This is a genomic window from Prevotella multiformis DSM 16608, assembly GCF_000191065.1.
Classification (GTDB): domain Bacteria; phylum Bacteroidota; class Bacteroidia; order Bacteroidales; family Bacteroidaceae; genus Prevotella; species Prevotella multiformis.
This window is the reverse complement of the sequence record NZ_GL872282.1, coordinates 979,231-1,001,136: the sequence shown is the minus strand read 5'-3', so window position 1 is coordinate 1,001,136 and position 21,906 is coordinate 979,231. Positions and strand designations below refer to the sequence as shown.

At 41.2% G+C, this 21,906-nt stretch carries 10 protein-coding genes and 4 pseudogenes; 2 read left to right on the top strand and 12 right to left on the bottom strand.

All coding sequences use genetic code 11. The features are described from left to right. Window positions 1–34: 34 nt before the first annotated feature. From HMPREF9141_RS04090 to HMPREF9141_RS04055, 8 genes and pseudogenes are all read right to left on the bottom strand, one after another. A pseudogene (locus tag HMPREF9141_RS04090) lies at window positions 35–355 on the bottom strand (hypothetical protein); the annotation flags it as partial. Between the two features lie 537 nt (window positions 356–892). Further along, the gene (locus HMPREF9141_RS04085) at window positions 893–2,974 is read right to left on the bottom strand and encodes a GDSL-type esterase/lipase family protein (RefSeq protein ID WP_007367227.1); all 2,082 of its coding nucleotides are present in this window, start codon (window positions 2,972–2,974) and stop codon (window positions 893–895) included. 155 nt (window positions 2,975–3,129) lie between these two features. Then, window positions 3,130–4,455 carry a reverse transcriptase family protein gene (locus HMPREF9141_RS04080; RefSeq protein ID WP_007367226.1) on the bottom strand — a complete coding sequence of 442 codons (1,326 nt, stop codon included), beginning with the start codon at window positions 4,453–4,455 and terminating at the stop codon, window positions 3,130–3,132. Window positions 4,456–4,856: 401 nt separating this feature from the next. Next, window positions 4,857–5,147 (bottom strand): annotated as a pseudogene (locus tag HMPREF9141_RS13805) (IS982 family transposase); the annotation flags it as partial. Window positions 5,148–5,248: 101 nt separating this feature from the next. Next, a pseudogene (locus HMPREF9141_RS04070) lies at window positions 5,249–5,641 on the bottom strand (IS4 family transposase); the annotation flags it as partial. Between the two features lie 589 nt (window positions 5,642–6,230). Continuing rightward, window positions 6,231–6,827 carry an HU family DNA-binding protein gene (locus HMPREF9141_RS04065; RefSeq protein ID WP_040554448.1) on the bottom strand — a complete coding sequence of 199 codons (597 nt, stop codon included), beginning with the start codon at window positions 6,825–6,827 and terminating at the stop codon, window positions 6,231–6,233. Window positions 6,828–7,269: 442 nt separating this feature from the next. Further along, window positions 7,270–8,097: a DUF4595 domain-containing protein gene (locus HMPREF9141_RS04060; protein ID WP_007367221.1), complete on the bottom strand. Its 828-nt coding sequence runs from the start codon at window positions 8,095–8,097 to the stop codon at window positions 7,270–7,272. 202 nt (window positions 8,098–8,299) lie between these two features. Further along, window positions 8,300–8,632 (bottom strand): annotated as a pseudogene (locus HMPREF9141_RS04055) (type II toxin-antitoxin system death-on-curing family toxin); the annotation flags it as partial. Between the two features lie 289 nt (window positions 8,633–8,921). Here HMPREF9141_RS04055 and HMPREF9141_RS04050 point away from each other — a divergent pair. Next, window positions 8,922–10,046 carry a transposase gene (locus tag HMPREF9141_RS04050; protein WP_257009557.1) on the top strand — a complete coding sequence of 375 codons (1,125 nt, stop codon included), beginning with the start codon at window positions 8,922–8,924 and terminating at the stop codon, window positions 10,044–10,046. 18 nt (window positions 10,047–10,064) lie between these two features. Here the strand turns inward: HMPREF9141_RS04050 and HMPREF9141_RS12415 are convergent, their stop codons facing one another. From HMPREF9141_RS12415 to HMPREF9141_RS04030, 4 genes are all read right to left on the bottom strand, one after another. Beyond that, the gene (locus HMPREF9141_RS12415) at window positions 10,065–12,626 is read right to left on the bottom strand and encodes an AAA family ATPase (protein ID WP_169309941.1); all 2,562 of its coding nucleotides are present in this window, start codon (window positions 12,624–12,626) and stop codon (window positions 10,065–10,067) included. 902 nt (window positions 12,627–13,528) lie between these two features. Further along, entirely contained in the window at window positions 13,529–14,320 is a 792-nt protein-coding gene (locus HMPREF9141_RS04040) for a hypothetical protein (RefSeq protein ID WP_007367217.1), read from the bottom strand. Between the two features lie 2 nt (window positions 14,321–14,322). Then, complete coding sequence (locus tag HMPREF9141_RS04035; RefSeq protein ID WP_007367216.1) at window positions 14,323–19,512, bottom strand: DEAD/DEAH box helicase; 5,190 nt, start codon at window positions 19,510–19,512, stop codon at window positions 14,323–14,325. Between the two features lie 2 nt (window positions 19,513–19,514). Then, a complete protein-coding gene (locus tag HMPREF9141_RS04030) occupies window positions 19,515–20,585 on the bottom strand; it encodes a DUF1848 domain-containing protein (RefSeq protein ID WP_007367215.1) in 1,071 nt (356 codons plus the stop codon). Between the two features lie 660 nt (window positions 20,586–21,245). Here HMPREF9141_RS04030 and HMPREF9141_RS04025 point away from each other — a divergent pair. Then, the coding region (locus tag HMPREF9141_RS04025) for a transposase (protein ID WP_007367214.1) at window positions 21,246–21,906 on the top strand (661 nt) is incomplete at its 3' end.

Here is a 21,906-nt window from a genome sequence, read left to right as displayed (position 1 = left end):
GACAGTCTGGAAGGGTATGACGGAGACGGCCTCCATCCCGGTACATCTCGCAAGAAGTATTGAATGAATCATTCATTACCAGCGTCAGATTACCGTTGACATCGTAGGTGTAATGGCCATGACCGATCTGCGTCGGAGCCGTCGGATGGTTGCTGTCCTCATACCTATCAGCAAAGTCATAAGACTGGTCAGTCGTTGTAGAGTCCGCCTTCTGTACCTTGGCCGGCGGCTCGCTCATCCTGCCAAAAGTCATCTGCATGGCGTAAGAGGCGTTCTTGGCTTTACCTGTTGCAGAGATCAAGCGGTTGAAGGCACCGTATTGATAAGTATGGATGAACATGCCACCGAGTTTAGCCCAAGTTTCATGGCCAGAATTATTTTGGTTCTTCCGTTAAATGCGTGGATACTTTCCGTATAGCTTGAACGGAAGAACCGAGGTGATTCATTCAGCAAAAACATAGCCAGGACTGACAGCTGTCTATCCTGTTATCCTCCTCCGATACAAAGACCTTTTCATTTTAACACGTTGAAAACACAGACAAGATTTTGAAAAGTCATTACATAATTTCAAACAAATCATCTGTAAATATAAAGAACACGTGCAAAAAGCGAGTTCGTAACCGGCAGTCGATCAGCTGGTTATTAATCCGCTCGTAAAAGGTGCTTGATTGGACTTCAAAAGGGCGTTGGTAACATGCTGAAAGAGCACCTTCTGCAAGTCAATCAGGCATCTTTCAGAAGCCTGAAGGGCATGTGTTGCTTTGAACTGCATGAAAACAGTTTACAAATACCGATGATAGGGGAATAAGCTGTCTGTAGAAGACGGAAAGACAGGCCGATCCCTTAAATACAGTATAATATAACGTATCTAAGGGACGGCTGATTAAAACGTTTACTTCCTGACCCTCCATTGGAATGTGCTACATGGCAGTCCCGCTTCATTCACAAGATTGGCATGCGTGAAGGGTTGCCAGCCATAACGGACATAGAGAGGATGTGTAACAGAGGAAGACCTGACAAAGAGTGTGTTTGACGCTGTTATCTGCGCTTCAGCAGGATAGTAAATGCCATCAGCGCCTGCTACTTCAAAGCCAACAAGATGGCTGCCATTAGCAGACAGCGATTGAGCATGGGTGAACTGAAGTTCAAGACCATTGTCCTTCACCGAAACCGAATGACAGACAGGTCCCTCAGACTCAATCTTGTAATCATAACTATGATGCAATGCCTGCAAGCCAAGCCGCTCACCAACAGGCTTCTTGTTCGTATAATGTACGTCCAGGGAGTCACCCACATCCGTTGTCACAGCCATCCATGTATTACGCAGTGTTGATGCCATACGACGTTGAGAGTCACGGAAACGTGGCCATGACGGACGATTCAAACTTGAAAGCTGTACGAAATAGAACGGCAGTTCCGGGTTGTGGAAGAACCTGCGCCAGCTCTTCTGCAACATGGGGAATAACCGTTCATGTAATTCCATATTGTGCGCATTGGATTCACCTTGATACCATACAACGCCTTTGACATCATAACCCTTCAAAGGAAGCATACCTGCCTCAAACATATAAGCCGGTGCATAGGGATGACGCTGCAGCGGATTTTTGCTCACACTGATATTCTGTAACGCCCTCTCTCGTGCCCATTTCATACCGAAATCACCATGATACCAGTCGCGGAGGATAGCAGGCATACGCTGTTCTAACGTCCTACGGTCAATCCACGACTCCGTAGTCGTTCCGCCAACAGCATTACAAATGATGCCCACAGGTACCTGCAGACTGTCAGCCAACTTCTTACCAAAGTGATAAGCAACGGCAGAGAAGCCACTCAATGACTCACGGGAGCAGTTGCGCCATGGTCCGACACGAAGGTACTGATGACGATTTACTGAGTCACAGGCACCAGCCGACCATACAACGGCGTTTGTTGGATAGATGGCAGACATATTAAACAGATGCAGGCGAGTCTGTCTGTCAGCTTCGTCCAAGTCCTGTTTTCTGCTCTGTACAGCGTTCACAGGCAATTCCATATTCGATTGCCCCGAACAAAGCCACACCTCACCGACATATATATCCCTAATTGTAAGTTTCTCTTTCTTCGTACTTATCACTGCATGATAAGGTCCACCTGCCTTTTCTGCCGGGAAAGAAACTCTCCACTTCCCTGCCCCATCAGCTATGGCTGAGAGTGTACGACCGTTGAAATTCACCTTGACAGTCTCACCTGTATTTGCTTTGCCTCGGAAGACAACAGGCTTGTTGCGCTGAACAACCATGCCATCCGTATAAAGTGGAGAAAGAGCAAGACCACCATAGTTGCCGGTCAAGGCTCCATACACAGTCTCGGCGATAATCTTTGCGCCCTCGGCATTCGGATGAATTGCATCAGCAAGAAGATCAGGACGACTGTACAAAGGCGTATTCAAGTCAATCAATGGAAGCCGTGCCGCCTTAGCTACCTGACGTATATGCTTCTGAATCTGCTCATGCCAGTCACGTGTACCACTCTCAAAACGAGGATGACGGTCAAAGATAGGTGTCATCAGGCATATCCAAATCTTTGCCTTAGGATTTGCCTGACGGAAGCTGTCGATCAGACTGATATAATCTGCATTGAACTCCTCGCTGTGTTCCGGCCAGTTCCGTGGGTCGGTATCATTGAGTCCGAGATGGATAACGACAAGGTCTGCCTGGAAGGCCAACGCCTCCTTATACTCTTTCTGATCCACATAAGGGCGATGTCCGCGACGAAGCAACGTAGTACCAGAGTGTCCGAAGTTTCTCACCTCATACCCCTCTCCTAACATCCGTTGCAGTTGTGCCGGATAACAATTCTTCTCCCTGTCGACTATTGTCATGCCCCATGTCACACTGTTCCCCACACACGCCACCTTGATTCTGCCGCCAGCAACAACTGTAAGCACCATCAAAAGTAGTCCAGACAAGACGATTGTTCTTTTCGTCATATTCATTAATAATGTAGCAGCTGAAGATATAGCTTTTTAATTGAAAGGTTATTCTCTCATAAGAGCTTTGCAAATGTAATTATATTCTGTGAATAACGGAAACTCTTTTGGAAGTATTAAGGTTGGTTTCAAGAATCTATATTAGACAGCCTTTTTACTGCTTACAGACGTGATTTTAAAAACAATTTGATGAGTATAATAGCAACCAATATAATCACCATCACTATGAAGTTAAGAATGCGTTTGTTCTTTTTCCCTGGGTCATAAGGATTGCTGCTTGTAGCTCCGCGCTGGCGTGTTGATGTGTTGTCATTTGACAAAACAGCAGCTCTTGTCATCCTATCTTTGGCCGATATAGAAAGATACTCACCCATATAAGCCTTATATTCCACCTCTTTCACCTCTCTCTTATTCGTTTGTTGCAAAGAAGTATAACGACTGACAAAACGCTGATAGAGTGGGTCATCGGCTCCACGCACCATCTTCATATAGTTCAGCTTACCACCCAGAACTTTATTAAGAGGTACGTGGTGCTGATGCCCCTTTGTCTTTCCGTGCTGCAACTTGTAGCTCTTCCACGCAGCCTGACAGGCATCTTCATAGCCGTAACGCTCCCAGATATACAGCAGTGAACGGATTTCACGCACGTAACGGCGGCTGACATTCACTTTCTCCGTTACCATCAAGCCCGTTACCTCCTGCCGTCTTCCACGGCGTTGCAAGTGGGTTTTCGCCTCATTCAGTATGAAGCCGTAACGCTCAACGATAGTCTTTACCTGCTGTGCCAGTTCTCCCTGTGGACGAAGTATGTCTGCATCAGAACTGAAAGTGAGGTCATCAGCATAGCGGGTAAAGGTGATTCCTTGTGCAGCAGCTACACCCGCAATCTCCTTATCCATCTCCCGACAGATGAAGTTCGACAGTGTCGGCGATGTTGCAAAGCCCTGTGCCAGCACCTCCTCGCCGTTATCCGTGCGCACAGTAGCCAGTCCTGAAACGAGTTCTGCAGCCAATGACGAGAAGCCGAAAGGCTCTGCCATCAAGCAGTCAGCCACCTGACGGCGTGTGATAGTGGGGAAGAAGTTTTTTAAATCAAGGTTCAGGATATAACGTTTGCCCACGTGTGGACGTGCATTATCTACCACAGAACGACCACAGACGAAGCCGTATGCCCAAGGGGTAGGCTCATCATAGGTCTGCAGGACGATGTTCAATATGTGAAGAACATCATGCAGTCTTCCTTTCGGAGCAGTAATCTCACGATAGCCGCCGTGCTTCTTGCGAAGTCGGAATGTCTTGCAGCGTCGCCGTATATTATTGGTATCAGCAAAGAAACTAAGCTGTTTCCCGCGAAAGTCAGAATATATTAATGGTTCTTTCAGTTCATTCAGCAGCTTAGCAAGTTCCTGTGCATCATTTAAATAACGCAACCGATTCTCAAAATCAGCCTTTGTGTATTCTCTTCCGTTTACTGTTCTGGTAGCCATAGTGCGCTTGTTCTAAACAAAAAAAATAGGAACGCTGTAAGGGAATTACTTTTATCGTGAACCTTCGTTAACGATAGTAACGATACTTCGTATCAAACTCCAGCGAATACGCCGGAAACTACTTCTAATTCTTTCAGACGTTCCTATCTTTGGCAAAGATAGATATTATAATTCAAACAGCAAAACTTTTCAACCATTTAATCGGATTCGTTAGACCATGATCCGCCGTTTAAAATAGAAATCAAAAAGCCAGGACGAGACCTCTGCAAAACCTATCATCTACTTAACTTCCATCCATATACTACGCGAGTTCGGGATAAGTTTAGCATGCAAATAATTCTAACTGCCTTGACTTTTCCACATATACAGGCAGTGCCTCCGGCTTATTCTCATAAAAGCAGCATGAGTTCTACAAAACGATTATAGGAGACGGCAGCAGGGAATTCATGCCTGAGCCGGCCACGGATACAGTTCTGATAATACTCCTTGAAATTACGATATGTACCGAAGTGATAGCACACAAGGATAGTCATGATTTCACTTTCAGAAAGCCTTCCCTTACGATTTCTACAACGTTTACCATTGCTATTATAGGATGGTAAACATAGATTTTTACTCAGTTCAACATTCAAATTCTTGTCAAACTCATCAATAATACAGAAAAATTCTATAACCTTGTCTTTTATGATCATCGCTTGGTTGTTTTGTAAGTTATTGATTTTCAACCATAAAATTACAAAAAACCAACGAGATTACCAACTTTTATAAGGACTTTCTTAACCCGAACTCACGTATCTATGATGAAACATGTCGTGGCTTCAGATCGAGGAGCTTCGCCATACTTACGCAACAGGCACATATAACGCAAGGCAAAGTGGTTCATCAGGCGCCTCCAATCCATCTGCGGGCGAATCATCATCCGATAGAAACAGTTCTTGCCATGATTTGAAAGCTCATATATCTTATGCTTGCATACGCTGTGGATGCTCTTACCCGCAATGCGGAAGAGGCAAAGAGAAAGGATCAACTCCGAAGCGGAAACCCCGTCATGTTTCTCCAATGACAGGCGAGATAACAGGTGACCGATACCAAACTTGCCAAAAAGATGAAATAAATCATCACTCATTCGAGTTTTAACACTCAGAAGTTTGGATAACTCACTTATTTTCTCTATTTTTGCCTCCATAACAGTTTTGTTGTCTTGTCTTTAAAATCAGTTGTTTAGCGATTACTAATCTACAAAGAAAATTCGACAAACTGTTATTTTACTATCTATTTATTAGGGTGGGAAACTTTAGTATTCTTATTAACTACAAATGTGTTGTCAATCTTATGCCAGATAATATTTCCATCAGCGATCATGTACACTGTTTTCCCTTTTACCTTTTGAGAAATTACTTTTAATCGTTTAAGCCTCTTAAGGATGTTAAATATTTGAACATAGATAGCAGGATCATGTACTGTTTCAGTACTTTGTATTAAAGCTGATATACATTCCATATCTGCTTACCTTTGTATTCAGTGATTACCGGGTAAGGTTTGCCTGGGGTGACCACTCCAACCTGTGGGCAGGTGAAAACTCTGATTGAGCAGTTCAACGTCATAATGATGACCGTTAAGTGTTAGTTGCGCAGTTGCAGGCATAGACTGTCAGTTTTTATGTTTCTACAAAAATAACATTTTCCTTCTGAAAAACAAAGTATTCGGAAGAGATTTTATACCTGTCAGATTACTTTATCCAGCATGACGGATGCCGTCCGTCTGCTTTTTTCGTCCTATGCTTTTCTGTAGATTTTGCGGTAACGTGAACCGATGTTGATGATTTTCTTTTCACGTTCCAGTTGTGCCGCAAGCTGGTAGGCATAGGTGGAAGAAAGGTTCAGACGGCGACGGAGGTCGTTAACGGTTATTATCGGACTCTCATCAAACAACTCTTTTAGTGCAGCGTTGACGGTTAGTCTCATGGGGAGTGATGGCGTACCGTCTTTGTAGGTCTTGTTTTCAAACTCCATCTCTCCTAATGCTTCATGAAAATACTTGTCGGGACGGAATCTGATTTTGCGAACAGCAACATTACGGAGGTGATGACGATGCGTCTTAGGGTCTTCGTACATGTCGCCTTTAAGGGCAAGGGAGAAGAAACCGATGCCTGGCAAATGAACTGTATTCCCACTTTTTAGCTCCTCTGCTAATTCTGTTTTTAATGCCGAGATAGTCCCAAGAATGTCGGCTGTTGTAAGCGTTGTTGCTTGTTGGATATGCTGACAGATTCTCTCTATTCCCGTGACATCTTTCTTGATAGGTACGATTCTTAGTGCTTTACGTTGTGCGAGTTTACCGCTTGTTCTTAATAGTTTGTAATTTACAGTCATAGCTTTACGTTTGTAATAAGGGTTAATAATCATCTTTTCCGTGAGCCGTTAGTGTGTGAAACGAGTCTCTATAATCACATACTTTTAGCTTAGACAGAATTCTTTTCACGAAAGAAAGAAATTATTTATGTGAAAATAAATATTTCTTTTCATGAAGAAAAATATTTTCTTTCATGAAAATAATTCGTGATTCATGCTGCAAAGATACTGGTTCGTTGTCCGCTTTGCAAGGATAAGCTATGTAGTAATGTCTGTATTTGTGCTATTTTGCATGGGTTTAGATTTGGGATGGGGAAGTAAAAGGGTAAAAGAAAAGCTCTCAGACCAGTGAGGGGTATGGTCTGAGAGCTATGGTTTGAAAGTAACCCCCTATTGATTTACTTTCCGAGTGTACTTTATAGAAGGGGGATGATAAATATATGTAATGATATAAAATACTTTTTTACCACACGAACTTGTATTGATGGCTACCACTTGTCATTGATGTTGGGAAGCCATTACTATTGAAAGTCCATGTAAAGTTGGTTTTGTTGCCGCTCTTATCAATAAGCTGTACAGGCAAGTTCTTAGTTGCTTTTCCAAGCAATCCTGCATAGTAGGCGTATTTCATTGCGCCAATGTCAATACCAAACGTTGTATTGAAGAGCATAATGTTACCCTTGTTCACTATAGGAGTAGGGGTGGCAGTTGACGTATAAGCAACTTTGCAAGTATCTTTTTTTCTTGTTGTTGTTTGTGAGACGATAGTTTTTGTCTCTATTTCAGAGATGTTGCTATCTTTATAAGTCAAAGTAAATTCTTTGTAGTCATCTGCTGAATGGATTATATTAATTAGTTGGTCATTATCGTTATAAGTGAACCTCCATGTATCTTCCTTTGTATTTTCCTTTTGCTCTATCATGCATCCTCTAACAAAACCGTTGTTGTTCAGATACATTATATAGACTGTTGCTTTCCCATTACGTTCTACTTTCATGAAGACATTTGGGATTACAATAGCACGTGTTTTTGTATTAATGTATTTGAAAGATACCATTTCATCCTTAGTCTTAATACTTGTAACTAATCCTCTTTCATCTGTTTGGATAGTCATACTGTCCACCTCTTTAGGCATGCCATTAGTGAATACCTTTGAAAGGTCAATTGTTACAGGATCTGGCCGGCGATCAATAATCCAGTCATCATCGTTTTTGTTACTGCATGATGAAAAAAAAGATGTTGCACCTATTACTGCTGCAGTAAGAAGTGCGATTGTAATAGTCTTTTTCATTGTCCCGTTTTTGTGTTATAATTTTGTAATTGGCACGTTCTTGTCAACTCATTGGCTTGTGCTTTTAATCTCTGTTGCAAATATATATATTTTTTTTCAATGATATGTTTCTATACTATAATTTTATTAGTTTAGGGTGAAAAAGCATATAATAGACTCTATAATAGCTTTGCTTTGTGCTGTATTTCTCTTACTGTATTTACTAATTGGCTTGGTTGATAAGATTCACCACCACCTTTACCATTATATCCTTTTCCTCTGTTTTGCTCTCAGCAATCATTAGGGTGAGGGCAACGAGTGTGTTGTCAGCAATTCGTTTGGTACCATCGGGGCGATAGAGGATGGCATTGTTGTTCATAAACCATAGGAAGAGGGTGGCTGCAATGCGCTTGTTTCCATCACTGAACGAGTGGTTCTTGGTGACAAGATAGAGAAGCATAGCCGCTTTTTCCTCCACACTCGGATAGAGTTCCGTACCATCAAATGTCTGATAGATCTGTCCGATAGAACTTTTGAAGGTGTCATCTTTCTCATTACAATAGTCCGTTAAATTTTCGCGGTTTGCGAAGCTTTCGTCCCTAAGGCAACAGAAATTGTGGCAGAAAGAAAACATGATAAGTCTCTGAAAAAGAGTAGATCAAATAACAAAATATAACATAATAAAATCGGCTATCTCATTGAATTTCAGTAACTTTATGGGTTGAAAAAGAAACATAAAGTTTATGCTGATAACCAACTTGATTAGCCGATATATGAAGCTCTGCAAAGCAGCATTCAGTGCCGAAGATGGAGCAAAATTAAACAAAAGTATCCAGACAAACGTCATGGAAATGCTTTTTCTTTTGATTCTTTTGATGGTCATCCCAAGGAGATGCAATTTCACGCAGATGGGACGCTATGGCAATCGTGGCGAGCAGTGCTATCGGCAGACGGCAGAGCGCAGCGTGGACTGGCTTGAGATGAACATGTGGCTGAGTGCTTTCGCCTTCAAACAAGGCAAGGGTCGCAATGCCGTCGTCATAGACCCGCGCTTCATCAGGAAGGCTGGGAAGCATACCCCATACGTGGGTACGTTCTGGTCGGGCTGTGCAGGTGCGGTAAAGCACGGTCTTGAGATCCTCGGCATCGGGGTGATAGACGTGGACCTGCATGAGTGTATGATGCTCAAGGCGGTGCAGACCACATTGGGAAAAGGCGAGGAGAAAAAAGAGATGAGCCTGTACGACTGGTATGCCAAGGTGTTGCAGGACGACAAGGTAAGGCTGCAGCGTATCTGCAAGGTTCTTGTCGCCGACTCAGCCTTCTCCAAAAGGCCTTTCATCGACAAGGTAATGAAGATGGGATTCCATGTTGTGAGCCGCCTGCGTCACGACGCAGCCTTGTTCTACACATGGGACGGGGAACCCACGGGAAAGCCCGGCCGTCCCCGCGTCAAAGGTGACAAGATTGACGTGAGGAACATCGATATGTCCAAAGTCGAAATGCTTGAACTGGAGGAGACCTCCGGCAAGGCCTATGCGCTCAAGGCATGGTGCAAGTCCTTGCACAGGGTCGTTTCGTTTGTCATCCACGAGTTGCCCAACGGTGTCCGCCGTCTGTACTTCGCTACGGATGAGAACATGGACGGACGCGATGTGGTGGAGTACTACACCACACGTTTCCAAGAGGAGTTTTGCTTTCGCGACGCAAAGCAGTTCCTCGGCCTTACAGATTGTCAGGCACGCGACAAGAGAAAACTTGACTTTGCCTTCAACTCTTCATTCACGGCACTCAATGTGGCCAAGATCATGTGCAAGGAACCTGGCACGTCCGTCGGTCGACTTAAAGCGCAGATGGTCAATGCCTACTATGCCCAACGAATTATTGACGTGTTCGAGAAGAACCCGAACACGCCTTTAAATAAAGAAAGGATAAATGATATATTTAGTTTCGATGCTGACGCAGCATAAAAATTAACGGAGTATTGATTATCTGATATTTGTTTGGAAGAATGAATGATATTTGGTGTTGCCAAGATTCAAGATAAAGAGATTACATTTAGCCCTTGTCAGAGCTGTATAAATAAGAGCTGGAGTATTGTCCCTTTCCTGAATATAATAGCCATTAGGCCTAACATTGCCAGACATTTCTGGTTGTAAGATAAGGATAACAGATTCGGACTCCCAACCTTTGAAACTATGTATGGTTGACAGCTTCATGTCGTCTGCATCTGTCGTGAAATGCGTTTTCGCAGCACGGCGTATCTCCGTCAAATCTTTTTGAAAGTGGTTGGGGTCCGCTTGTGCATGTATAAGATTTCCATATTCTTCAGCAGATTCAAAATTAGTCATGCACCTTTTGCCAGTAGTCATATAAAGCTTTTCTATATCTCTGAGTATATTGATAGACTCGGCCATAACAACTACATCACGTGTATTGAGTTTATATTCTTGCAAAATCCATCTTATATATTGACATAATTGAGAAGCGTTAGTATCAGCTGAAACATTCCAATATTTCAACCAATAAGTTTCAAAAAACAATTCCTTCTGAATATTTATGGGTGGGATATTACTATCAACGAATGCTCTCATAAACTTATGAGAGAGAGAAGCAATCTCCGTATTGATAATACGCATAGACAGTCTTTCGCTCATCTCATTCCATCTACCTAAGAAGGTGGGTATTGAAGGCATTTTTGTTTCGGCCTCCATCTGTCTGCCATATATATTCTGCTCACCATCTCCAAAGACAGAAACCGTCCCATCTGGTGCCAAAAAGTACGTGATGATAGAAGCCAGCCATTCGGTTTTGAAATCCTGCACCTCGTCAATGATGATAGTCTTATATCTTTTTATCTTCTCAGCACACGATGCAAAATAATTAGGGTCATCAAAATCTGAAAGATTAAACATTCTGCCAGAGTATCTATTTGCCATAGAGATAAAAAACTGATGATAGTTTGCTATCTCGAACTTAGATGTAGAGAAATCGGCTGGCACTTGATTTATCCTCATCCTGACATATTGTATCAAAGATATATTAAAGGTTAGTATTAAGACTTTATCTCCTGTCTGCAAATGTTTTTCAACAGCTCTATTAGCAACTGTTTGCGTTTTGCCACATCCTGCCACGCCCTTTACACGAAGGCGGTTGTTATCACTCCTCACAATGCTTTTCTGTCTGTCAGTAAGACGGAAGTTAGTGTCACCTTCTGTATAAGGATGCCAATGTCCAACGATAATCCCGACCAATTCTTCAATGTAATCATGTCTCAGACCGTAAGCATGAGTCTTTTCAAAGACATCACTAAAATTATCTGATGGAAATAATTTGATAAGAAACTCATAGCCACGACCTGCACTTTGAGTGTCCTTCTTTATATCTTCAATTTTATCTGCAACTTCCTTTTTACTCGCATTAGGGAAATAAAGAGCCGTTTTAACGCAGCCATAAACACTTTTGTTTATTATCGAATCTACCTTGATTGTTTTAAGGTGGGTATTGAAAATATAACTCTTAATGTTTTCGACATATTTGAAATCATCCTCTAATATGGATATATCGTGGCATATATTAACCAATACAATGCCACGACTTGCACTCGTCATTAGGACATCAGTCGTATCTACACCAATGGAAGGGCGAACGAAAACATTAAAAAGGGCAGCGCATTCACTCTTTACTTTATTAAAGAAATATAGTGCTTTGTCCTCCACTATACCTCTAAGACATTCAACTGAATATTCATAATCATCACTCTGTCTGGTATCGCTGGCAATCTCAACATAGCCATCATTCAGTTGCTCCTTCCTATGATGTACAAAACATCTTGTCTCACAACCATAGGGATGATTAGTCTTCTGCGTATAACCATAACAATATGAATCAATACAGGAAAAATAGGAAGAAGGATTAAAGTAGCCACAGAAATCCTGGATACGAGTATTCTTTGAGAACTTCGGTCCAATACAAATCATGTAGTTTACATTGGCTAATGAAGCCGTTTTGTGAGCTAACCACTGAAGGCTGATACTACGTATGTCCAAAATATTGGAGAAAAGATTAATACTCACTGCAGAAGTACAATCGACCTCATCCATGTGTCCTTCAATATCAGCAGGGATAAGTTTCTCTACAGCCTTAACCTTTACACCTGGTCCTGCATTTTGAGCTACCCATTTTTTCGCCCTTTCAAGTGCCATGTTAGAGGGTTCAATTAGCGTAATGCCGTTCAACCGACCGAGAAGATTGCGTTCTCTCAGAAATTCAAGGAGGGTGAGAGTAGCTATACCTTGGCCACAGCCCCAATCAAAAATCTCGAAGTTATGACTTCTAATCTCATCATTCGCATTCCTACATGGGAAATTCTGCAAGGCCACCCTACGCTTAACGATATGCATTTCACCATAGGCAGCAAGATATCCATCAAGTTCCGTTTCTGTTTGAAGTACCTTTCTTCCATGGTCAGTCAACCCCCAAGGACGGCTTTTCCATTTATAGGGTAGTCTACTGTAGCACTCTTCAACTATTTTATTGACCTCCATCATACTGTATTTCGGTATAAGGCTTGTACCTGTACTTTTAATAATTTGCCAAGGCGATTGCTTCATTCGGATTTACGTTGCACTATTCACACAGATAAGCTTAGGTGTTATTGTTAACTATGTTATTACTTTTCATACATCCACAAAAAAACACTTTTTTCCTATTCTTAATGCCATACCGGTCATCAAATAGTTCAATTGTACTTTTAGGCAAAGACCCTATTGGCAGATTCAACAAGTAAGTGCAAATTTAAGTGTTCTTTTTATAAAAGCATTGAATTGGTAATACAAACTTCAAAAAATTTTCTTAGTGTCATGTTAATCAGGTACATGATTTTTCTCATTTCTGATGTAAATATTCTTTAAAACAATTTCCTTAAGCTATATACTATCAGATAAGTCTATTCTCGTTTACAATAGCTCCTTTTTGCTTTGAGGCTTAACTGCCTACGATGTAGACTTTCGTGTATTGTCACCTTGGTTATTTTTTCATGACAAGCAACGTTTAGTAGCGTTATCTGTCGTCATTGTTTTAATATACTTTTTATACGGCATAAGTATCTTAACAACCATTTAGGCCATATCCTTAGCATACTTTCTTTTGTCACGTTTTCTCATGTAAGCATATTCGTACTTTACTCTATAGTTTCAAAATTATAACCCACAAGAAATCAGACTATTACACATACCATTCGAGAACATGCCTATCTTGCTTCAAGAAGGGCGTCTTTTCGATGCATGAAGGGCATGTTCTCAAATGCAGAAAGGCCCCTTCTTCTACCTGCAGAACACTAATAGTATTTCGGACGCAGCCGCCTTTTGTTGTGAGGGCCCATCATGAAGAGTATTACAGTCAGCGCTAATGCGTTTACATGTAGCGGCATCTGTGATGACAGCAAGCACTCTCAGAACTTATGAATAATAAATCTGATGACCTTTAAGGCAAATGGGGCAAGAATAGCAATCAATATTAACCAGCGATTAATTAGGATACTCTTGCGGTTCGCCGCATACTGGTCAGCGATCTGCTTCCCTAATTTCTCTATGGCATTCTCGTTTTTACTTATATTCCTTTTGATATCTTCTGTTTGAATAAAGAGTCTGCGAAACTCCTTACTCATAGCATCAGCGAGCATAGTCCTACTGGCATCTACCCTCTGTGAAAGGTGATCACACTGCTTGGAAATACTTTCTGAACTTTCTTTCAGGCTATTATGGATGGAAAGGACATCTGTAGAAATCTTGTCCTGCTTGGTCTTTAATGCAGTTGTTATTTCTATTGTATGTTCTAATTTTGTAATTAAATCAGACGACATATCTATCGACTGTTCTAATCTCTTCTTGAAAGTGTTTAATACTTCACTACTTTTAGCAAGCTTATTATTCTGCGAAACAAAATCAGCAAGTATGTCAGAAGTATCTTTCTTGAACTCTGTAATAATGGTGTTACAATTGGCCTCTATAGCAGTAACAGCCTCTTTAATTTCTGTTACTTTCTGATTTCCCATCTTACCGATTTCCTCTTTCAGGCGTAATGTTTCCTGTAGGACATCATTAATAGATGCAACATAATTATTGACAACGTTCTGTAGTTGTGAACTTGCGTTGACCGTGTCTTCAACCTGTTGCTTAGCAGAACTGATGTCTTGGAGATTCTTCTCGAGTCGCTCTAATGCGACATTTATGTCGTATGCCATAGTTATTTATTTAAATATTTCTTCGTTATCTTATTAAAAGTCTCTTCATGAATGAAAAGCATAATAGAGTCCTTACCTTTATCCAAGATTTCGTCTTGAATGTAAGCATCGTGAACTTTTGTACGGAGTTTATTATTGAACACTTCAAGTAAGCTCCACATATCATTCCCTATGTTTCTGTAAAGCGTCATAAACCCTTCAATATAACTGTTATAGGCCGTTGATTTTAGTGTTTCATTGTTTCCAGCACCAAGGAATGTGATACAATAGGTAAGCAATAACTGCAGTGCAGCATTTTCAGGATGAGCACGCAGGCAAAGTAATGTTGCACCATAGAGGTGTTTGACATTATCGACCTCACTGCCAGAGCCATCTGCCGTCATGGCCCGTATATATTTCTCTACGACGTCAAAGCCATCCAGTCCCTGTTCGTCAGTATCTTCCATAAGCGAATAATGCCTATTCCCAAACTTGTAGCCTTTGCGTGCATATTTAGAGTTAAAGTACAGATGAATGAACTCCTTCAGCCATTCATCATTGCCACTATTATGTCTCTCGGTGATACTATCTTCGCAGGCAATACGCATATCATCAATGGCACGATAACGTTTCTTCTCCAAGTTAGTATAGACAAAAGCCGTCAGATAGCCTAAACACTTATCGAGGTAGTTACGTCCATTCTGATTATCAATCTCAGCGACCTTCTTCTCAGCTTGCTCCGAAGAGTAATATTTCATGAAGAAATCGAGCATACACTGCCGGAACTCTTGGTCTGAACGGTTACGTATCTTAAGCTCATAGGTTTCTGAAAGATAGTCAATGGTAACGTCCTCCACCAGTCCTATACAACAAAGTCGATAGATAGCCTTATCGGTATCGTCTTTGTCTCGTTTCTGGTAAAAGATAAATTTTAGTTTCTGATATGTAGCCTTGTCAGCATGATAACATAACCATCTTGGATCGTTGGAACATTTTGCAATCTGCGTAAGCAAATCGTTGAAGTCTCCTATCTTATTTGTTTGTAGTGCTCCATATCTGTTTTCATCTATGTCTTTCCAGTTTTGCTTCTTAGCAATATTTGTAATTTCGGTTTTCAACATTGCATCGAAATTGTCTGGGGATTGTTTTATTTGATTTTCCCATGATACCGTTACATAGACATACCCATCTTTGTCAGCCTGAGACATAGCGTGGTAAATACCAGCCATTAGGTTACTTCCCCCCTCCAATGGAGTGAGAAGTCCTGTTGCTGAATGGTCTGAGTAAGTTGAAAGAATATTAATAAGTGCATTTGTAACGTTTACACATACGCCATATTCAAACCCAACATAATTGTAGGACGGACGCAACGAATTCAAGAAGACATAGCCATACTGTCTTTTACTATCTTCCTTAGAGAAAATAGTGATAGTATCTTTCTTCGGATTAACCTTCAAGCAGATGTCGTCATTACCCATGATTTCACGTAGCTTCCCTTGTATCTCCACGACATAAGTTGGCTTTATATTCAAGATGCGATCAGTCAGTTCATGGAGAATAACTTTCTCCTTCAACAAGCCTCTGAATGAATTATTATGGAACCACAGGTCGATGCCTTTATCAACATTCTCAAGATAACCATTCCTATGAATTATGTCGACAAGCTTCTTAACCTGTTCGTCCGTTCCCCCTGCCTCCTTACAAAAGGAAGGGAAATCATCGGACAGAACATATCGATTATTATAATTCCAAAGCCAACGAGGGTCATCCTCTCCCATATAGAATCGGATGTCATTTATTTTATCCATGGTCAGATGGATAAATTCCGTAGGCTCGTAAAGAATATAAGAAATAGCATTCTTCTTGTCGCGCCCCCCACGTCCGGCTTCTTGGACATAACTTTCTATGGACGAAGGATGGTTTACGTTAATGGTAAAGCGGATGTTTGGTTTGTCAATACCCATACCAAAGGCCTTTGTGGCTACCATTACATTCATGTCATTATTATTGAATGACGCCATAGCTCCAGAAGGTTTGTCACCCCCCACGAAAGTACCAATCTTTAACTTCTTCTTTTTTGACTTTAGGACAGTAGAGATACCTGCTCGAGTCCCCCAATCATTATCGTTTACTCCAAAGGTTCCTTTAGCATGAGGACAGAAAATGATTCCTGCATAAGGGTATTTGTTTTCTTCGTCGGAATTATAGAAACTCTCTTTATCGAAACACTCCAGCGCACATTCTGCGTTGTGTCTGTTCATTTCCTCAAGTTGCGAAGGTATGGTATCGAGAAGCACAGACATCTCTTTTATCTTAGCGTCGGCAACGACATCTCTGAGTTTCCACTCATTAACACTGGCATTCAGTAAGTAAGGGTTTCCATCTTCTTTTATCGAGTCAAAGTTTGCTTTTACCTCTATGATACGATAGGTCAATTCAGGGCGTGCGTCATTCTCTGGTCGGACAATCGCTTCGCTGTCAATTGTCAGATTACCCCCTAAAGTAAGTTCCCGTTCGACATCGGCTAACACATCAAAAGAGGCCGTTGCAGTAAGTCCGATGATAGACAACGGGCGTTTAGACTTTGTGTGCATGAAGTTAATCATGTTCCTGCCCAAATGAAGATAGGATGTGCGGAAGTCATGACCCCACTCTGAGACACAATGCACCTCGTCAATGATACCATAAGAGAAATAGACATGGTTCTTCTCGGTCATAGAAACTAAACTTTCTCGGAAGTTTGGCATCATAAACCGCTCAGGAGATAGCAACATAAATAGTACGGCTCCCCGCTGCAACATATTCAGCTTATCGGCTTTTTCCCTACTACTCATACCACTGTTAACGCATTCGCAGGCATCTATTCTAACACTGCGTAAGCCCCTGACTTGGTCGACCATCAATGATACTAATGGGTCAACTATAATCGATACACCGGGTTGTAATATACATGAAATCTGATAAGTCAGAGATTTTCCACCACCCGTAGGAAGTAGTCCGATAGTCGTTTTGTCTGCCAAAGAATGACTGATAATCGGCAACTGGCCAGGTCGGAAGGAAGGTTTACGGAATATGTCACGTAGGAAATAAGTCAAGACATTTTCGCGTTCTGGTATGTTAACATATTTACCAGTAGTATCTTTAACCACCAACGGAGGATATTGAATGTTCTTTGCAGAACAGATAGTTCGATGTCTCTTCTGATAGTGAGAAGAACGAACGATATAAACAGCATCAGCCTTGATAGTAAGTGGAAGGGCATCAATATTATCACGCAATAACATAGAGATATCCACGCAAACATCAAAATGTTTGTGGGGTATCTCCAAATTAACCGTCTGCTCCAAGTGTAAGGGTGACTCAGCAAATTCAGCAGTAGAGACAACACAAAGATTAATGCTGGGCAAAGGATTGCTTTTCCCTGATAGAGAATAGATGTTCCTAATCTTTTCTTGTAGAACCTCTACGGCTATCGCTGCACAAGGTAGGTCGCGTTCTACGACAGCAACATTCCACTCTTTAGCGCCTTTCTTAAGACATCCTGCCATTAAAGCCTCTATCAAGACTCGTTCAAGTCTTGCTATTGCCAACGGACAAAGCACAATCTGTAAGGTTTCATTCCACGTCCCAGATAACTCTTTCTTGCAATTTGCCTCTAATATCTGCAGATACTGCCTCGTTGATTCCTCTTCTCTCCAGCTGTGAAGGAAAGAATTAGCCTTCAACTCTTTTATGTTGTATGTCCTCTCGCCTTGTGTTGTAGATTCTTCGCCCTGCTGTTCATCACGATGCCGTTGGAAGATATTACTGTGATAGAGCTTACCGCCTTTCTCTATTATAAAGCCTGTACGAGGGTTATCATACGGTATATTCATAGCAAAGTCCACACATTGTTCTTTGTGAAAGTTGCTGTCAGGAATGTCAACAATTGTCGAAAGAGGACGATGAGGTTCAAGAACCTGTATCAAATACTCGTTTTCACTATTCTTTAAGGTATGCTCTATGAAGCCTTTTTCAAAGCTACTTTCCAACATATCCCCATTGTAGTATTCAGCATTAAAACGTGGGTCTATAATGTGTAAGGCTTCATAGATTTGTTGAGAAGAAATAGAATGAGTTGATTCATAATTAAGTATCGCCCCTTCTACAGGTTTTTGTGAGATACCAAATAAGTTTGAGAACGTGTCCTCTACAAATAAAGGAGCTTTCGTCGGAAGGCCACGAGAAACAATATTTGCCAGTACAGCTAATTGAGCATCACACTTATCATATACACCCAACTGAATGTTTGATTTTACATCGAATACGGATAATGAACGATAAAGACTCTCTGCCTCGTTAGACTCTTGAGCTTTTTGATATTCTTCGGCTACTGCATCCAATACGTAACCCGCAAAGAACTGATCTTGTTTGTGGGACTCCTCAATACGTTTTCTAATATCCCTAATAGCCTCTACACGCTCGAATGCCTTATCAAATATACGCAAAGAGATTGTCCATTGATTTAACCATTCTCCTCTATCCTTGTCCATTATAGCAAACATCTCGTCAGGATCAGTTGCAGCAATGAACTCGCTAATCCTTCGGGAGTTTGAGTAATAGGGACCAATACAGATGAATGTATTGGCTGCATTAAACGATTGTTGAAAAAGAAGGATGAATTTAGCTAAGTCGAAGCCCTCTACATCCAAGATATTACTGAATAAATGAATCTTTCTATGATTAGATTTCTCAAAGTCATCCACACATAGACTATCAAAATCTTTCGTGATGGTCTTGACAGTATAATTAGGATTAATACAAGCTATAACGTCTGATGCTCGTTTAACAGCAGCCTTAGATGGTTCTATCAGATTAATGTTCAATAACTTTGGTGCAATCTTATAAGAAGATAGATAATCTAAAAGACATATAGTTGCCGTACCTTGCCCACAACCCCAGTCGTAGATTTCAAAGTCTTCTGATAGTAATTGCGCAAAATTGGGTATAGCATAAAATGCAACATCAAGCTTAGCTTTGTGCATCTTTCCAAAGCTATGCAAATACATATTCAGGTGGGCCTCATCGTCTAAAATCCCTTTACCCCTGTCTAAATCGTGGTAAAGTTTGTCACGTTCAACCCGCTCCACAGGAAGGAGAGACTCCGCAGTTTCTCTCATTCCTATGAATGATAAATTACCTTTTTCCTTAAACAATCGTATAAAGTCGGACATAATTATTTACCTGTAATTGTATCTGCGTTCCTATTTTGTTGATGTCGCTTCCAGTTTTCTATAGCACGTTCCTTGGTTGTATTGGCATAACAATATTCACAAAGATGTGGACAAGTGTTATACTCACCGATATCCTTTGCTGCCATACAACCACATAAAGCCCTTTGACCAGGATCTTTCTTATGCACACTAATAAAGTATTGATTATGAGGAAGACGAATGGCTCCTTCAGGAAGCAAATCATCTGCATCGTCAAACAAGGAGGGGGAAGGCATTGGCTTAACCTTTACCTTCATAAAGTCCATCAGCCTTTTATCATCCCATGCTAAGCGAGTTATGAGGTCTGCATCAATACAACGATTATGGAGAATACCATATCTCTCAATATCAATCTTCTCACTGCAGGTTGCCAACTGATAGTTCCATCCACGCTCTCTATTCATTTCGGAGAGTTTTGCAGCAAACTCCTGCATCTGCTCCACGGTCCACTCATGATAGGGAACACCGCTTTTCTCTAAGTTGTATTTAACTTTTTTGTAGGTCGCAATGTCTGCATACGAGAACACAAGTTTCTCTGTATAACCCTTTAAAGAGTCACCTATACCTTTTACTTTATCAAGTAAGGTCTCTATGGAAATATCATCTGTTAGAATCATTGGGTCGAATCTCCAAACAATACTTCCAACTCCTAATTCCTTAACTAATAACTTAAAGGTCTCAATACGGGTGGAGAGAGGGGGAACCTTCTCTAACTGATAGCCCTCATAATCATTCAGTGTATATTGAATGTAACATTTAATATTACGCTCCTTCAATATAGGCAAGTATGGCAATAAAGGGCGTGGATTCTTCGACCAGAACACAATAAAGCGTGTATTCTCGTAAGAAACATACGACTTTACACCATTAAAGGGGTTAGTCCATGCGGAATATCCTTTCTCTAATCGGTCAAAGAACCAATCTGCATAGAAAGCAGGAATATCTGTACTTCTACTTGCAGATATGATAATTGGAACCTGTGCTTTCACAGTTCTTCCATCAATTACAATATCAGTATACTCCCAAGTTGCCATTTCTGAATTTTATATTAGCATTCATCTCTATTTCGGATTGACACGTTTCTTCAAAGCGTATAACTCATATAAACTTTTTAGAAATGTTAGAGATAATAAAAGAATAATATTATTAGTCAAAGTTAGAATCAGTGCTATGTTTTTTTTCTATCAAAATAAGGAAATTGGAAGGGGGCATATAAATATGCCCATATAACTCCATTATATATCACCGTATAATGATGATTTGTGTGCAGAACTTATAGCTCTATATACAAAGGTACATAATACTTTTCTTATAATGAAAGATTTAGAGGGGATTTTTATATTACTTTAATCTTTACTAAATCTTCGCTCTCCTAATTATATTTGGTTTCACTGCTGTCCACTTAAACAATAGTCCGTTAAATTTTCGCGGTTTGCGAAGCTTTCGTCTCTAAGGCAACAGAAATTGTGGCAGAAAGAAAACATGATAAGTCTCTGAAAAAGAGCAGATCAAATAACAAAATATAACATAATAAAATCGACTATCTCATTGAATTTCAGTAACTTTATAGATGTAAAAAGACAATAAAGTTTATGCTGATAACCAACTTGATTAGCCGATATATGAAGCTCTGCTAAGCAGCATTCAGTGCCGAAGATGGAGCAAAGTTAAACAAAAGTATCCAGACAAACGTCATGGAAATGCTTTTTCTTTTGATGGTCATCCCAAGGAGATGCAATTTCACGCAGATGGGACGCTATGGCAATCGTGGTGAGCAGTGCTGCCGGCAGACGGCAGAGCGCAGCGTGAACAGGCTTGAGATGAACATGTGGCTGAGTGCTTTCGCCTTCAAACAAGGCAAGGGTCGCAATGCCATCGTCATAGACCCGAGCTTCATCAAGAAGGCTGGGAATCATACCCCATACGTTAGTACGTTCTGGTCGGGCTGTGCAGGTGCGGTAAAGCACGGTCTTGAGATCCTCGGCATCGGTGTGATAGACGTGGACCTGCATGAGTGCATGATGCTGAAGGCTGTGCAGACCACATTGGAAAAAGGCGAGGAGAAAAAAGAGATGAGCCTATACGACTGGTATGCCAAGGTGTTGCAGGACGACAAGGTAACCTTACAGCGTATCTGCAAGGTGCTTGTCGCCGACTCAGCCTTCTCCAAAAGACCCTTCATCGACAAGGTAATGAAGATGGGATTCCATGTTGTGAGCCGCCTGCGTCATGACGCAGCCTTGTTCTACACATGGGACGGGGAGCCCACGGGAAGGCCCGGCCGTCCCCGTGTCAAAGGTGACAAGATTGACGTGAGGAACATCGATATGTCTGAAGTCGAAATGCTTGGGCTGG

Bases quoted from the DNA above. Each gene is read 5' to 3' on its own strand.
- HMPREF9141_RS04085 (WP_007367227.1), bottom strand. From the start codon at position 2,974: ATGAATATGACGAAAAGAACAATCGTCTTGTCTGGACTACTTTTGATG.
- HMPREF9141_RS12415 (WP_169309941.1), bottom strand. From the start codon at position 12,626: ATGATGGAGGTCAATAAAATAGTTGAAGAGTGCTACAGTAGACTACCC.
- HMPREF9141_RS04080 (WP_007367226.1), bottom strand. From the start codon at position 4,455: ATGGCTACCAGAACAGTAAACGGAAGAGAATACACAAAGGCTGATTTT.
- HMPREF9141_RS04050 (WP_257009557.1), top strand. From the start codon at position 8,922: ATGGAAATGCTTTTTCTTTTGATTCTTTTGATGGTCATCCCAAGGAGA.
- HMPREF9141_RS04040 (WP_007367217.1), bottom strand. From the start codon at position 14,320: ATGGCATACGACATAAATGTCGCATTAGAGCGACTCGAGAAGAATCTC.
- HMPREF9141_RS04065 (WP_040554448.1), bottom strand. From the start codon at position 6,827: ATGACTGTAAATTACAAACTATTAAGAACAAGCGGTAAACTCGCACAA.
- HMPREF9141_RS04060 (WP_007367221.1), bottom strand. From the start codon at position 8,097: ATGAAAAAGACTATTACAATCGCACTTCTTACTGCAGCAGTAATAGGT.
- HMPREF9141_RS04030 (WP_007367215.1), bottom strand. From the start codon at position 20,585: ATGGCAACTTGGGAGTATACTGATATTGTAATTGATGGAAGAACTGTG.
- HMPREF9141_RS04035 (WP_007367216.1), bottom strand. From the start codon at position 19,512: ATGTCCGACTTTATACGATTGTTTAAGGAAAAAGGTAATTTATCATTC.